15 protein-coding genes are annotated in these 14082 nt (G+C 40.1%); 2 read left to right on the top strand and 13 right to left on the bottom strand.

From position 1 onward, the window contains the following. Positions 1-38 precede the first annotated feature (38 nt). Positions 39-938: a methylenetetrahydrofolate reductase gene (gene metF / locus HMPREF3129_RS12100; protein WP_004246744.1), complete on the bottom strand. Its 900-nt coding sequence runs from the start codon at positions 936-938 to the stop codon at positions 39-41. A 287-nt stretch (positions 939-1225) separates the two neighbouring features. On the opposite strand from metF, the gene HMPREF3129_RS12095 reads away from it, so the two are divergent. Beyond that, positions 1226-1582 carry a DUF488 domain-containing protein gene (locus tag HMPREF3129_RS12095; RefSeq protein WP_004249056.1) on the top strand — a complete coding sequence of 119 codons (357 nt, stop codon included), beginning with the start codon at positions 1226-1228 and terminating at the stop codon, positions 1580-1582. A gap of 132 nt (positions 1583-1714) precedes the next feature. Here the strand turns inward: HMPREF3129_RS12095 and glpD are convergent, their stop codons facing one another. From glpD to HMPREF3129_RS12065, 6 genes are all read right to left on the bottom strand, one after another. Next, complete coding sequence (gene glpD / locus HMPREF3129_RS12090) at positions 1715-3208, bottom strand: glycerol-3-phosphate dehydrogenase (protein WP_004246748.1); 1494 nt, start codon at positions 3206-3208, stop codon at positions 1715-1717. 297 nt (positions 3209-3505) lie between these two features. Next, the gene (locus tag HMPREF3129_RS12085) at positions 3506-4264 is read right to left on the bottom strand and encodes a DeoR/GlpR family transcriptional regulator (RefSeq protein WP_004246753.1); all 759 of its coding nucleotides are present in this window, start codon (positions 4262-4264) and stop codon (positions 3506-3508) included. A 38-nt stretch (positions 4265-4302) separates the two neighbouring features. After that, complete coding sequence (gene glpG / locus HMPREF3129_RS12080; protein WP_004246754.1) at positions 4303-5142, bottom strand: rhomboid family intramembrane serine protease GlpG; 840 nt, start codon at positions 5140-5142, stop codon at positions 4303-4305. An 18-nt stretch (positions 5143-5160) separates the two neighbouring features. After that, positions 5161-5487, bottom strand: coding sequence for a thiosulfate sulfurtransferase GlpE (gene glpE, locus HMPREF3129_RS12075; protein ID WP_004246755.1), 327 nt, complete (start codon positions 5485-5487; stop codon positions 5161-5163). A 180-nt stretch (positions 5488-5667) separates the two neighbouring features. Continuing rightward, positions 5668-6246: a Fe-S biogenesis protein NfuA gene (gene nfuA, locus HMPREF3129_RS12070; protein WP_036919309.1), complete on the bottom strand. Its 579-nt coding sequence runs from the start codon at positions 6244-6246 to the stop codon at positions 5668-5670. Positions 6247-6306: 60 nt separating this feature from the next. Then, positions 6307-6999, bottom strand: a complete 693-nt coding sequence (locus HMPREF3129_RS12065; RefSeq protein ID WP_017827133.1) for a DNA utilization protein GntX — start codon at positions 6997-6999, stop codon at positions 6307-6309. Between the two features lie 39 nt (positions 7000-7038). Here HMPREF3129_RS12065 and bioH point away from each other — a divergent pair, with 39 nt between their 5' ends. After that, positions 7039-7824, top strand: a complete 786-nt coding sequence (gene bioH, locus HMPREF3129_RS12060; RefSeq protein ID WP_036919306.1) for a pimeloyl-ACP methyl ester esterase BioH — start codon at positions 7039-7041, stop codon at positions 7822-7824. Positions 7825-7849: 25 nt separating this feature from the next. Here the strand turns inward: bioH and HMPREF3129_RS12055 are convergent, their stop codons facing one another. The 6 genes from HMPREF3129_RS12055 to yihI all read right to left on the bottom strand — a co-directional run bounded on the left by HMPREF3129_RS12055 (position 7850) and on the right by yihI (position 13939). After that, on the bottom strand, positions 7850-8296 hold the full coding sequence (locus tag HMPREF3129_RS12055; protein ID WP_004246759.1) for an OsmC family protein: 447 nt from the start codon (positions 8294-8296) through the stop codon (positions 7850-7852). 217 nt (positions 8297-8513) lie between these two features. Next, a complete protein-coding gene (locus HMPREF3129_RS12050; protein WP_004246761.1) occupies positions 8514-8747 on the bottom strand; it encodes a FeoC-like transcriptional regulator in 234 nt (77 codons plus the stop codon). A 20-nt stretch (positions 8748-8767) separates the two neighbouring features. After that, a complete protein-coding gene (gene feoB, locus HMPREF3129_RS12045) occupies positions 8768-11098 on the bottom strand; it encodes a Fe(2+) transporter permease subunit FeoB (RefSeq protein WP_012368551.1) in 2331 nt (776 codons plus the stop codon). 49 nt (positions 11099-11147) lie between these two features. Continuing rightward, the gene (gene feoA, locus HMPREF3129_RS12040) at positions 11148-11384 is read right to left on the bottom strand and encodes a ferrous iron transporter A (RefSeq protein WP_004246763.1); all 237 of its coding nucleotides are present in this window, start codon (positions 11382-11384) and stop codon (positions 11148-11150) included. A gap of 392 nt (positions 11385-11776) precedes the next feature. Beyond that, positions 11777-13225 (bottom strand): DUF4026 domain-containing protein, encoded by a 1449-nt coding sequence (locus HMPREF3129_RS12035; protein WP_004249059.1) that lies wholly within the window; start codon positions 13223-13225, stop codon positions 11777-11779. 213 nt (positions 13226-13438) lie between these two features. Continuing rightward, positions 13439-13939: a Der GTPase-activating protein YihI gene (gene yihI, locus HMPREF3129_RS12030; protein WP_004246765.1), complete on the bottom strand. Its 501-nt coding sequence runs from the start codon at positions 13937-13939 to the stop codon at positions 13439-13441. Positions 13940-14082 lie beyond the last annotated feature (143 nt).

Below are 14082 nucleotides of genomic sequence, written 5' to 3'. Positions count from 1 at the left end.
AAAAACCCCGCCAATAGACTATGGGCGGGGTGATAAGACTAAACCTTCGCAAGTTGTGGGCGAACACCTAATGTATGGCAAATGGCGTAGGTTAATTCAGAGCGGTTAAGAGTATAAAAATGGAAATCTTTCACGCCCTCACGGCTTAAAATCTTCACCATATCAATAGCGATAGAAGCACCAACCAGTGCGCGAGTTTCTGGATCGTTGTCTAAGCCATCAAACATTTTATGCATCCAACCGGGGATCTTCACATTGGTTAATCCGGCAAAACGTTTTAACTGTTTAAAATTGGTGACAGGTAAAATACCTGGAACAATTTCTACATCAATACCCGTTGAAACACAGCGATCACGAAAGCGTAAGTAACTTTCTACATCAAAGAAAAATTGTGTAATGGCTCGATTAGCGCCGGCATCCACTTTCTTTTTTAAATTAATAAGATCAGCCTGTGCGCTTTTAGCTTCGGGGTGCACTTCTGGATAAGCAGCAACCGAAATATCAAAATCTCCTACATCTTTCAGTAAATGAACCAGATCAACGGCATACATATCTGGCTTCTGGCTGTTATCAGGTAAATCTCCCCGTAGCGCCACAATATGACGAATGCCACTTTGCCAATAGTCTTGGGCAATATGTTGTAATTCTTCACGACAGGCATCAATGCAGGTTAAATGTGGTGCCGCCTCAAGGCCTGTACGCTCTTTTATATCTTTAATAATGGCATGTGTTCTATCTCGTTCACCTGAATTTGCACCATAAGTGACCGAAACAAAGCTAGGTTTTAAGGTATTTAAACGAGCCAGTGATTGCCAGAGTGTATTTTCCATCTCTTGTGTGCGAGGAGGAAAAAACTCAAAAGAAACTTGGATCTGGCCATCTAATTCAGCAAGATTTTGATTAAGCGCTTCATGCTGGCTTGCGTGATAAAAGCTCATACCTATACCTCATCAATCGTTGTGTCACATGTTGTTATTGTTATTCCGTTAAGTATCGCTACTTATTTACCCATCTAACCATTTAGACGTCTAGATGTAGATTCTCTTAATTCGGTTATTTAGTCAACAGTTATTCACCTTAGTTTCAATGAGGATAATTCAATCGGAAGAAGAGAAAATTTCATGTTGCACGATGACAACCTTAAATAACGTAAAGTCGCAGAAGGGATACGTTTGAAGATTTTCTTCTATAATGAAATTAACTCATTGATTGAATGGGAGTAGAAATGATCACTTGTAAACGTGTCTATGATGATAAAGACGGTAAGCATGAAGGTTATCGTGTATTAGTGGATAGATTATGGCCTAGAGGGGTGAAAAAGAGCGATTTTCATTATGATGAATGGAATAAAGCGCTCGCGCCTTCTACTGAATTAAGAAAATGGTTTCATGAAAATGGCGATTTCACACAATTTACGGCTCGCTATATAAAAGAATTAGAAGCAATACCGGAAAGTTGGCAACCACTATTGAAGGTAGCCAAAGAAAAGCCATTAGTATTACTGTATTCCGCTAAAGATGAGAAACAGAATAATGCCGTAGTTTTAATGGAATTTTTGCAAAAACAGTGCAAAACCAGCTGAAGCAATTATCGATGAGTTTGTCAGGTGTAATGTCAATAGCATCATATGCGGCAATAAAAAAGTGGCGCTATTATCGCGCCACAAAAATTGCTAATAAGAACATTGAACAGAGTCAGAGAATATTTTACTGCATTATGCTGTGTGCGTATTTGCCTCTAACCATTGCGTAATACGTTGTTTTTGTTCATCATTAAGCCACATGCCAAGTTTGGTACGACGCCAAATAGCATCATCAAGCTCAATCACCCACTCATGTTTAACTAAATAACGTAATTCAGCTTCGTAAAGATTATGACCGAAATTTTCGCCCATTCCGGCTAAATCAGTAATTCCTTCTAGCAACACTTCAGTATTGCTACCATAAGTGCGAGCAAAACGTAGTGCTAATGCTTCTGGTAACCAAGGATGACGTTGGCGAATAAGACGTGAATAGCCATCACGATCGTAACCTTCTAAGTTCCCCCCCGGTAATTGACCCTCTTTTGTCCACGCTTGACCCATATTAGGGAAATAAGCATTTAGCTTATCAACCGCGTGTTCACCGAGTTTACGATAAGTCGTTAATTTACCACCAAACACAGAGAGTAGTGGTGTTTTACCATTATCATCATGTACATCTAAGGTATAGTCACGAGTGATAGCTTGTGGCGAATCGGATTCGTCATCACACAATGGACGCACCCCTGAATAATTCCAGACGATATCGTCTTTGGTCAGTTGTTTCTTAAAGTGGTCGTTATAGACTTTTAATAAGTACTCAACTTCATTGTTATCAATAGCCACATCTTTTGGATCACCTTTGTATTCAACATCAGTGGTACCAATAATAGAGAACTCATCCATCCAAGGGATCACGAATACAATGCGATTATCTTCATTTTGTAAGATATAGGCTTGGGGTTCATCGTGAGCACGTGGGATCACAATATGGCTACCTTTGATTAAGCGAATACCATAAGGTGATTTTAATTTTAACCCTTCATCGAATAATGTTTTAACCCAAGGACCGGCTGCATTCACTAATGCTTTTGCTTGGTAGCGAGAAGTTTCACCGGTGCGTAAATCTTGTGCTTCCACCATCCATAAATCGTTTTCACGCCAAGCGCGCGTCACTTTGGTACGAGTACGAACTTCACCGCCACGACGAACGATCTCTTGCGCATTTAATACTACTAAACGAGCATCATCTACCCAACAGTCGGAATATTCAAAACCACGAGTTAATTCAGGTTTTAAGACAGAGTTAGCCCCGAATTTAATACTTTTACTGCCCGGTAAACTGACACGTTTGCCTAGGTGATCATAGAGGAATAAACCAATGCGGATCATCCATGCTGGGCGTAGATGAGGTTGATGCGGTAAACGGAAACGCATCGGAAATGCGATATGAGGTGCTAAACGCAATAAAACTTCACGTTCAGCCAATGCTTCACTGACTAAACGGAATTCGTAATGCTCTAAATAGCGTAAGCCACCATGAATTAATTTTGAGCTAGCGGAAGATGTTGCACTGGCTAAGTCTTGAGCTTCCAGCATTAATACTGAAAGGCCTCGGCCTGCTGCATCCGCCGCAATTCCAGCGCCGTTTATTCCGCCGCCGATGACAATCAAGTCTTTAGTTTCCATAACATCCTCCTAAGAATGCGCGAAACAATTCTTTAATGTTCGTTTTCGCTCATAATTGTAATGAATTTTGTTGGAAATGCCAACTATATAACCGATAAAAAACATTACTGCGTGATATAAATAACAATTTATTATCATATCCCTACATTTAGTGTGCTTATTAACTGAAAAGAACAAATGATGTTATTGATAAGAATAGGAAAGGGAATGAGGTTTGACAAAAGAATAAATAGGTAAAAAAAGCGGAAAATTTTAGGAAAAAGTACCTCGAAAGGTACTTTTTAATAGAGGGTTATCCTAGCAAAGCTCAAGCTGAACGTTATGTTGTTCAATAATTTTTTGAATGCCTGATGGTGGCTCTTGGTCGGTGAAAAGGTAATCAATCAGATTCATATTACCAAGATTGACCATCGCGTTACGGCCAAATTTAGAGTGGTCGGTCACTAGCATAACACAACGAGAATTTTCGATTATGGCACGTTTAGTGCGGACTTCATGGTAGTCAAATTCCAACAAAGATCCGTCCATATCAATACCACTTATCCCTAAGATACCGTAATCAAGGCGGAATTGAGAGATAAAATCCAGGGTGGCTTCACCGACAATACCACCATCACGGGTACGCACTTCGCCACCCGCTAAGATCAAGCGAAAGTCTTCTTTATCCATCAATAAAGTGGCGACATTCAGATTATTAGTGACGATACGCAGATTTTTATGGTTAATCAGTGCATGGGCTACGGCTTCAGGGGTAGTACCAATATCAATAAATAGTGTTGCACCATCAGGAATTAAGCTAGCAACACGTTGGGCAATACGTGATTTTTCATCAGACCACATGATCTTACGGTCGTGGTAAGCGGCATTCACAGAGCTAGAGGGTAATGCAGCGCCTCCATGATGACGTTGGATTTTGTTCTTTTCCGCTAATTCATTTAAATCACGTCGGATAGTCTGTGGGCTGACCTCAAAATGTTCCACCAATTCTTCGGTGCTGACATAGCCTTGTAAGCGTACCAGTTCGATGATGGCATCATGCCGTTGTGTTTGCTTCACAGGTGTCCCCTAAAGTTAAAAATATCATGTTAATTTTATTATGATTGACGAGATAATTGATGTCGATTATCCCACAAAGCCATCAATAAGCCGATAAGGAAGCCGGCAAAATGTGCAGCATTTCCGATAGAATCACCTAAAACGCCCATATAACCCGCGATTATCCACAATATGGAAAAAACAATTAAGCCGGTAGGAACACCGATCCCTTTTTCTGGAGCCCGCAAACCTGTTAAGCCAACATAGCTAATTAGCGCGTAAACAACACCAGAAAGTCCACCAAAGTTGGATTCTGCAAACAGTGATTGTGCCCAATTACTAAATAGCGCAGAAATGAGCATAATGACAAATAATTTGCCTGTACCCAGTTGTTTTTCTGTTTGGCTGGCTAAATACCACCACATCGCTAAATTAAAGGCGATATGCATGAGCGAAAAGTGAACAAATGCTGGGGTGATATAACGCCATAGTTCAAAATCGAGACTAGCATCGTATGGCCATGCAAGATGTAACATGACATTGTAATCGCCCACTATTTGCTGCCAGATAAAGACGAGCACACATAAAATAATGGTCAAAACCGTTAAAGGGCCTGATTGTTGCACCATGCTTTTGATTGAAAAAGCCGGGCGATATTGTAGACCCGTACGTTGAGGCGTACCTGTTTGCCAACTTGCCGCTTGGTAACGAGGGTGAAAAGGTTCACGAAGAAAGGTTTTTAGCTCACTTTCAACCTGATTGAGTTGTTGTTCGTTTTCCAACCAAAGGCTGACTTGTTGATTTTCTGTTTTTGCGTGGATCCGAACACCTTTTGTCGCCATATAATTGACGAACATATCAGCAAGTTGCGGGTTAGATAGTGTGATAATGTGGATCATTGAGAAACTCATCTGTAATTATTGCAGAGAAGTTATCGCTTGAGGAAACTCTCTTAGCCATGCTTCAAAACCGCCATTAATACTATATACGGTTTCAAAGCCCATATTGACCAGATATTGTGCTGCGCCTTGGCTACTATGACCGTGATAACACATCACCATCACAGGAACATCAAAATCAGCATCTTGTAGAAATTGGTTAAGCGTATCATTTGTTAAATGAAAAGCGCCAGTGGCATGACCAAGACGATAACTTTGCGGATCTCTTACATCAACTAAAATAGCCGATTGAGATACCCAAAATTGATAGGCTTGTTCAATACTAAGAAATTGAAAACTATCCATAATTGTCTTATTTATTATATTGTTAATTACATTGTTATGTTCTGAGCGAGAGAACGATATCACTATAATAACGTCAAATCAGTAAAGATGGCGTTACCTTTTGTAAATGATAATGGCATATACACAAATCCCCTAGGATATCTGTGCAGGTGAATATCAAAGGGGATTTGTAATAGAGGATCAGTAGTAGGAGTGATCACCACGTTGGTGTTCGGTTAAATCTTTCACGCCTTTTAACTCATCTGGGAACAGGTTAAGTAGCTCTTTTTCGATACCATCTTTTAAAGTGACATCAATCATGGAGCAGCCATTACAACCACCACCGAATTGTAAGATAGCATAGCCATCTTCAGTGATTTCCATCAAGCTTACGCGGCCACCGTGACTCGCTAACTGTGGGTTGATTTGTGATTGCAGTACATATTCAACACGTTCAATTAAAGGCGCATCGTCAGCCACTTTACGCATTTTTGCATTAGGTGCTTTTAATGTTAATTGTGAGCCTAATTGGTCTGTGACAAAGTCAATTTCTGCATCTTCTAAGAAAGGTGCACTGATGTCATCAACATAAGCAGAAAGTTTTTCAAATTTAATTTCTGTGTCGTTCGGCTCTACTGCATCGGGTGGACAGTAAGAAACGCCACACTCAGCGTTAGGTGTTCCTGGGTTAATGACAAAAACACGGATTTGAGTATTGGGTTCTTGATTAGCCAATAGTTTGGCGAAGTGTGCCTGTGCGGCATCAGTAATAGTAATCATATCGTCTTGCTCAATAGTTGACTGTTCTGGTTGGTTATCATACGCCCAATTGACGGTTAACTACAAGGTTCGGCAAATAGCCCATACCTCAACAGAGCGTGCTCCAGCACGAAATAGCAAAGGTACAATAGCATTGAGCGTCGCGCTTGTGGTGATAACATCATCAATCAGTGCCAGATCCTTGCCTGCCACTGACACTGTGCGATTTACGATAAAGGCATTATCTAAATTTTGTTGCCTTTGTTTGGCATTAAGATGTGTTTGTGCCAGTGTAGCACGAGTTCTTATCAAGGTATTAGGGTGATAAGGACAATTTAACCATCTTGCCAAAGGTTTAGCGATAGCCTCAACTTGGTCGAAGCCTCTACGCCAACGACGATGTCGATGTAGCGGTACGCTAATAATTTGCTCTGGCTTGCGAACTAAATTCTCGCGACGATGAGCAAGCCACCGTAATAAAAAAAGTTTCGCAAGACATAATGCTATCTGAGGGCGAGGATGATATTTATAAAGGTGTAATAATTTATTAAGCGGTGGGCGATAGTCAGTGACTGTCAACATCTGTTTCCAGCGTGGTGGTGATCGCAAACACCGTCCACACAATATCATTGAGTGGGTAGAGGGATACAAACATCCCGGACAACGATTATTTTGTTGTGGCAGATGACGAATACAACTTGAACAAATGCTGTGGTTACCATAACGCAATGGTTGACGACATAACCAGCAATATCCTGCTATTGTTATCAGCATAGTGAACATCCCTGTAAAATAAGAGAAGAGAGCATAACAATGAATAAATTGTATTGGCAGACTTTAGGTGAAGGAAAAACGCATCTTGTGCTGTTGCACGGATGGGGCTTGAATGCTCAGGTTTGGCAATCAATCATTACGCGATTAAGCTCGCATTTTACCCTGCATCTGGTTGATTTACCGGGATATGGCAGAAGCCAAGGTTTTCCTGTGCTAACGCTTAAAGAGATGGCTGATATTGTTTTTTCACAGGCACCTGAAAAAAAAGCCATTTGGCTAGGATGGTCATTAGGGGGATTAGTGGCAAGCCGTATTGCACTTGATAATCCTAATAATGTACGGGCGTTAATTACCGTTGCCTCTTCCCCCTGTTTTGCTGCTCATGAAACATGGCCAGGAATTAAGCCAGACGTGTTAAAAGGTTTCGAGCAACAATTGAGTGATAACTTTCATCGAACGGTTGAGCGCTTTTTAGCCTTGCAAACACTCGGTACTCAAAGTGCTCGTGAAGATACTAAGGCCTTGAAAGCGGTCGTGTTGGCACAACCTTTGCCTTCCGTTGAAACATTAAACGGCGGGCTGGAAATTTTACGTACAGAAGATTTGCGAGAACAGCTTACTACCTTATGTTGTCCTTTTATTCGGCTTTATGGTTATTTAGATGGTTTAGTACCAAGAAAAGTCGCAGCTTTATTAGATGCTCGTTATCCTGACTCTCCTTCGGTTATTTTTCGCCATGCCGCACATGCTCCCTTTATTTCTCATCCGGATGAATTTAGTGAAACCTTGTTAAAGCAGTGTGAGGCCTTATCAATTCTGGCATGAATGAAGAGGTTATAACGCTAATAGACTATTCAAGATGATATAGCGTTTCGCATTCTGGTGGGTTGGTTATGGTATCTAATATAGGGCAGGTTCGTTCAATAAAGGCGATAAAAGCTTCTATTTCTGTTTTACTATTATCTGCTTGGATATAGAAATGCGTCGTTATCTTACTAAAGCCGATTTTAGCCTGTTTATTCTTTCCCATAAAGCCATCGATATCTAGCTCGCCTTTTACCTCAATACGAATATTATGGAGATTAATATGGTGTAGGCGGGCGAAGCTCTTAGCAACAATGCATTTACAAGCACCAAGTGTGCCAAGTAGCGCTTCAACGGGGGTCATCGCGGTGTCGTTTCCACCCAATGAAATAGGCTCATCAAGTAATAATTGAAATTGGCGAGAAGCACATTGCATCTGCAACCCACCTTGTGTACCCGTAGAGATAATGGATGAGAATTCAGTAATCGGCATAATTTATTATCCTAATAAAGGTAAATGTATATAATTTCATTTTGGACATTTAGATGTCTTTATGGCTATTTAAGGATTGGATTATGCGCAGATGGTGGGAAAAGTAAAATGAAGAATAACCAGCAAAAGTTGAAAAAAATTCATTTTGATTATCAGAAAAACCCCCTGTGAGATAGCAGGGGGATATGGAAGGTATATGTTTAAAAGAGACAGTGAGTTAGGAGCGTAACTGATAAACTTTAGTCTGACATGCGGTGGCTTCAGGGCAGCTTTTACAGCTACCCACCAAGCACTCTTCTACATCGACCTCTTGTAATTTACCCATTAACGTAAGCCGCTCTAACATCGCCTTTACCATAGGTTCAGGCATATTAAGCTGATGGCTGACAAGACGAGCATCAGCCCGACCGTTAAGCGCGACACAATCACGAACTTGCATCAAACTTGCCATCTTATTTTTCCTTTTGTGACTTAGTGACAGCTACCTTGTTTACCACAGCACTGTTTCGCTAATGAGCGTTTGTTACTTAAATTAAAACTGAGACGATGACGAGATTTACGTAATAGTACAAAGACAATTAAGTTAAATATCAATACAGCAGCAATGGTGATGGTACTACTTTGTGGATGTTCGCTAAATGTCGCTGTTTGGTAGAATAACGCGGCAAGTGAGTAAGCAATATTTAATCCCCAAAGAATAGAGAATGTCATCCAACCACGACTGGTTTCACGAGCAATAGCCCCCATTACGGAGACACAAGGCACATATAGTAGAACGAAAATTAAGTAGCTATAGGCCGCTATTGCACTACCAAATTTGCTGCCCATGGTACCCATAGTCCCCGTATCCATTTCACCATCACCTTTACTTGCCTCAATAGGGTTGGAAAGCGCGGCGAATGTAAAGGTTTCTTTTAAGCTATCCCAAGTTTCAGCAAAGGCGTCACCAATTTCGCCCCATAGATCAAACTCTTCAGGAACGAAAGGTTCATTAACAATACTTTCTGCGGTGTACAGTGTATTTAATGTTCCCACAACCACTTCTTTTGCCATTGCCCCAGTGACTAAACCAACGGTAGCTTGCCAGTTATCGTTATGCACACCAATAGGTTGCAATAACGGAGTGATCACCTTACTGACGGAAGCGAGGGCAGAATCATTAATACTATCAGCCGCTTTACCGGAAAAAGTGAAGCTATTTAATGCACCAATAAACATACTGGCGATGATAATCACTTTACCCGCGCGGATAACAAAGCCTTTTAAACGTTGCCAAGTTTGTATTAATAAGGTTTTGATATGGGGAACGTGATAAACCGGCAACTCCATGACAAAAGGAGAAGCTTCACCTCGCATAATGGTATGTTTGAGTAGTAAACCCGTCAAAATAGCAACAAGGATCCCTAATAAATAAAGTGAAAAAACCACGCTGGCGCCATTTTTACCAAAGAATGCGGCAGCAAAAACAGCAAATATGGCTAAACGTGCGCCACAAGACATAAAGGGAGCCATTAAGATAGTAATTAATCGCTCTCTTGGGGCGTCTAGAGTACGTGCCCCCATAATGGATGGGACGTTACAACCAAATCCAACAATCAGCGGTACAAAGGATTTACCGGGCAATCCTAGCGCTTGCATTAATCTATCCATCACGAAAGCAGCACGTGCCATATAGCCAGAGTCTTCAAGGATAGATAAAAAGAGATACATCATGCCGATTTGTGGTACCAGAGGGAGTACAGTATTAATACCACCACCAACACCTTGAGCAAGGAAAATAGTTAACCATTCAGGGAAATTGAATGTTGCACCTAGCCATTGGATCCCATGTATAAAGATAGCTTCAGAGCCACCTTCAAAAGCAGGCTGCAATGCTCCACCAATATTGATGGCAAGCACAAACATTAAATACATGACAAACAAGAAGATAGGAACACCTAACCAGCGATTTAATATCACTTTATCGATATTTTGTGTGAGCTGATTGGGCTTGATGGACTCCATATTAATGACTGCATGGCAAATACGCTCAATGTTTTGATAACGTGCATCGGCAATCACTAATTCTGGCTCATTACTATGCTCAGTTTGAATGCGCTGACGAATGGCTTTTATCTCTTGTGAGGTAATTTCAGCACGTTGATGAGTATAGATATCCCCTTCTAAACATTGTAATGCCATCCAACGGCGTTGCTGTAAATTGAATTCATCGTGATTAATTTTTTCAGCTAAAGATTCAACTTCGTTTAATAACCATGTTGGATAAGAAGTTAGTAACTCTTCGGGTTTTCTTTTGGTGGCTGGAAAGCTATCAATAGTGTCTTTCAGTTTATCAATCCCTGATGCCTTGGTTGATACCATAGGGATCACCGGACAACCGAGTTGTTCAGAAAGTGCTTGAATATCAATTTGCATATTTTGGTGTTCAGCAATATCAAGCATATTCAGTGCCACGATACAGGGAATACCGAGTTCAAGCAGTTGTAATGTGAGATAAAGATTACGTTCAAGATTGGAAGCATCTACAACGTTAATCAACATATCCGCTTCATTACTTAAGATGAAGTGACAAGCAATTTGCTCATCCAGAGAGGTCTGTTCTGAAATTGTTGTTAAAGAATAAGTGCCCGGTAAGTCAACTAATTCAATTTTATGATTTTTGGTTGTAAAGCGACCTACCTTACGTTCAACAGTAACACCCGCCCAGTTACCGACACGTTGACGAGAGCCTGTTAACTGATTAAAAAGCGTTGTTTTACCCGCATTAGGATTACCGATAAGACCAATAGTAAGAGGAGTCATAATAGTGATGCCAGTAGTTGTATTGCCTGAGTAGTTGATAAATAAGCTGTTATTTTTCGTTATGAGCGATTTCGCTAAGATTTATCAAAGCGAGATCTTTTTTACGCAAAATTAAAGAGACCCGATGAGTTTCAATTTGGATAGGATCACCTAAAGGTGCGATACGGATCACATTGAAAATAGCGCCTGGCAGCATCCCTAATGATAATAGCTTCTGCCGATAGGCAGGGCTAATTTGCGGGGAATAGCTGAGGATCTTGTAGCTATGATTTGGAATGAGAGACATAAAACGTCCTTCCACTAATTATATTGATACAAAAAATAATGATACTGATAATTATTAACGCATTTAAAAAGAAAACGCACAAGAAAAATAGGGTGATTAGGTAAATATTTAATGCAAATGAGAATTATAACCATCTTTATTGAGTATAATTTAGCCCACAATGGCTATGTGTTCTCTTGATGTACATCAATTTAATTTATAATAATGGTCGAAAAGCTATCAGATAAATGCCGTGAAGGCTGTACTGTTATTCATCAAAAAACAAACTGTAACAGTTAGAGATAATTGCGCATCATTAGTGTAACAATCAGTGAATGCTATTAACGGGATCTATCATCAAGGTCATACTGACAGATCCCGTTGCAGAGAATAGTGCTAGTTAATTAGTGGGATTAGTGAGTCTGCTGGTGGCTAAAAAGTTGATAAATCGTATTAGGGGTATAACTATAACCTTCATAAGAGATAACCCAATCAGTGATGAACGCAATATCAATGGGATAAATGCCACCTTCTTCCATTTCTTGTACATAGAATGGTACGTTAAGTAACTTAGCATAAATTCGGTCACCTTCTCGAGACTGAGGGATAAACCACATGTGCTCAAGCTCTTTTTCTTCCTTATCACCATAAGGAATACCAAACTTAATCATAAATTGCCATGGGCTCTCAGTTTCTTCATTGCTCTCTTTACTACCTAATAATTTTGCCAAGAAACCGGTTTTTTTCTCTACGGGGGGCTGATGGTAGTTATCAAACATGGAGAGAAAATATTGCCAACGCCTTTTGGCCTTTTCTGCCATTTCGTAGGTTTCTTCGTTACTGCGTAGTAGCATCATGGCTTGTTGTTCTTCATAACCTTTAAAGAAAGTTTCTAAAATAGGGTTTTCTTCATTAGTTCTAAATAACATCGATGATGGGTGCTGATGATATTCGTCTCTATCAGCCATATCGCCCAGAAATACGCCATGTGGTGCCCCTTGAGTGTTATAACGCATCTCTTCTAATGGTCTAAGACTATCTAAAGGTGTGGACTGATTAACGTGACGTATACCTTCTTCAAAGGGCAGCGCGACTAAATATTCTAATCCTGACGAAGTTTGTCCACAAAGCATCGGCTCGCCAAATTCAATTTGGCGGTTGTTAATACTGTTATTGACAAAACAACGGAAAAGATCAGGAATACCGTAGTAAGATTCCAACATGCTTGGGATCACTAAATCAACTTCAGTTAAGCCACAACGTTGCAAGCCATGGGTATGAAACCAGAACATGGTTGGTGGATCATTTTCTGTATCGTAAACTGCATGAATAACATACAAACTTTCTACTTCAGGATAGAGATCGGGTGTCTCCAATTGAAAGCGTATCCATTCGGGAGTTAATCCTTTACCTGCGGCAGATTCATCCAGTGCGAGGATCATTTCTGGCGCAATTATGTTCAGTAGATTGAGCTGATGGCGATAACTCGCTAAAGGATGTAGGGTGTCAGAGAACATCGTTTCTAATAAGATGTCTTGAGTGGTGGCATTGGCATGGGCTAATAGCTCAGGAGTCATCTCATCTGTCGCATACATAGGACGTATTTGATAATCTTCTGATCGTGGTAGCAGACAGATAAAAAAATGGAGCTCATCATCGCCATGTTGGCAATGATAGAAAAAACCTTCATCAAGATCATCACTAAGATAGCTTATCTCACCATCTGTGTATTCGGTCTGTTCCTCTAGGCGTTGTTCTATCAATGCATAGTTTAGTGGCTGTGCAGGGAATGCCACTATACGAGAGGGCTCTTTTTTTCCTTGCCCTGCGGCGATATCTAAATAGTGTTGTTTATTATCCATACTTATTATTACTCGTATATTAAAAGAAGAAAAATAGAATATCAGGGTTATTTAATAAGAAATAGATAGAGTTGTCTGAGCTTTTATTTAAAAAATAAATTTAAATAAAAAATCATAATTTCTAATTATGACTATTTAAAATAGAGAGAAAGGAAATGAACAGATACCAATATATATTTGGTATCTGTCAGATTAAGATAGGGTAACGATAAATTACTTACCTTTTAATAACTGCATAATATCTTCTGTTTTTTCTTCATCGTCATCTTCTTCAAACTCAATGCCTAATTCCGCCATTAACGCATCGATGCGATCAAGGGTTTTTTCAGTATAAGCTTGCTCTTCAGGATTGAGTTTACCCCCTTCTTCCAGACGAGAGAGTAATTCATCTAAACGAGTATCATTCTCTAAGAGTGCTAACTCTTCTTCTAACGATAAGCGCATAGGCTCCATTTTTGCTGGCGCGGATTTTTTCTTATCTACTTTAGGCGCCTGATTATCCACGATGAGAGGGATGGGTTTTTTACTACCAATACGTGGATCTTTCTGTTCATTGGTTTGCGCTTGCTCTTTTTTCATCGCTTCCTGCTGACGGTTACCAGCAGGATTGCCACGATGCTTTTTCTGGCGCTTACGTTCACGTCCTTCTGCATTTAGCTCTTCACGTGTTTTTTTACGCGTTTTAGCTGCGGGTTTTCTTTTAATCATATTCATAATGGTAACTCGATTTGTGATCTTATTGGTTGCGCAATCTATCAGAAACTATTTTGCGATAAAAGCACGAATTTAAGACAATTTAATATTTACTCACGTACAATGTAGCGCTCGGTTTACTATACTTTACTGTATTGTGATAG

Source organism: Proteus sp. HMSC14B05, assembly GCF_001808035.1.
In the GTDB taxonomy this organism is placed as follows: domain Bacteria; phylum Pseudomonadota; class Gammaproteobacteria; order Enterobacterales; family Enterobacteriaceae; genus Proteus; species Proteus mirabilis.
Note: the sequence above shows the minus strand (reverse complement) of the source record. Positions and strands in the feature narration are given on the sequence as shown.

Bases quoted from the DNA above. Each gene is read 5' to 3' on its own strand.
- metF (WP_004246744.1), bottom strand. From the start codon at position 938: ATGAGCTTTTATCACGCAAGCCAGCATGAAGCGCTTAATCAAAATCTT.
- HMPREF3129_RS12095 (WP_004249056.1), top strand. From the start codon at position 1,226: ATGATCACTTGTAAACGTGTCTATGATGATAAAGACGGTAAGCATGAA.
- glpD (WP_004246748.1), bottom strand. From the start codon at position 3,208: ATGGAAACTAAAGACTTGATTGTCATCGGCGGCGGAATAAACGGCGCT.
- glpG (WP_004246754.1), bottom strand. From the start codon at position 5,142: ATGATCCACATTATCACACTATCTAACCCGCAACTTGCTGATATGTTC.
- glpE (WP_004246755.1), bottom strand. From the start codon at position 5,487: ATGGATAGTTTTCAATTTCTTAGTATTGAACAAGCCTATCAATTTTGG.
- nfuA (WP_036919309.1), bottom strand. From the start codon at position 6,246: ATGATTACTATTACTGATGCCGCACAGGCACACTTCGCCAAACTATTG.
- HMPREF3129_RS12065 (WP_017827133.1), bottom strand. From the start codon at position 6,999: ATGCTGATAACAATAGCAGGATATTGCTGGTTATGTCGTCAACCATTG.
- bioH (WP_036919306.1), top strand. From the start codon at position 7,039: ATGAATAAATTGTATTGGCAGACTTTAGGTGAAGGAAAAACGCATCTT.
- HMPREF3129_RS12055 (WP_004246759.1), bottom strand. From the start codon at position 8,296: ATGCCGATTACTGAATTCTCATCCATTATCTCTACGGGTACACAAGGT.
- HMPREF3129_RS12050 (WP_004246761.1), bottom strand. From the start codon at position 8,747: ATGGCAAGTTTGATGCAAGTTCGTGATTGTGTCGCGCTTAACGGTCGG.
- feoB (WP_012368551.1), bottom strand. From the start codon at position 11,098: ATGACTCCTCTTACTATTGGTCTTATCGGTAATCCTAATGCGGGTAAA.
- feoA (WP_004246763.1), bottom strand. From the start codon at position 11,384: ATGTCTCTCATTCCAAATCATAGCTACAAGATCCTCAGCTATTCCCCG.
- HMPREF3129_RS12035 (WP_004249059.1), bottom strand. From the start codon at position 13,225: ATGGATAATAAACAACACTATTTAGATATCGCCGCAGGGCAAGGAAAA.
- yihI (WP_004246765.1), bottom strand. From the start codon at position 13,939: ATGAATATGATTAAAAGAAAACCCGCAGCTAAAACGCGTAAAAAAACA.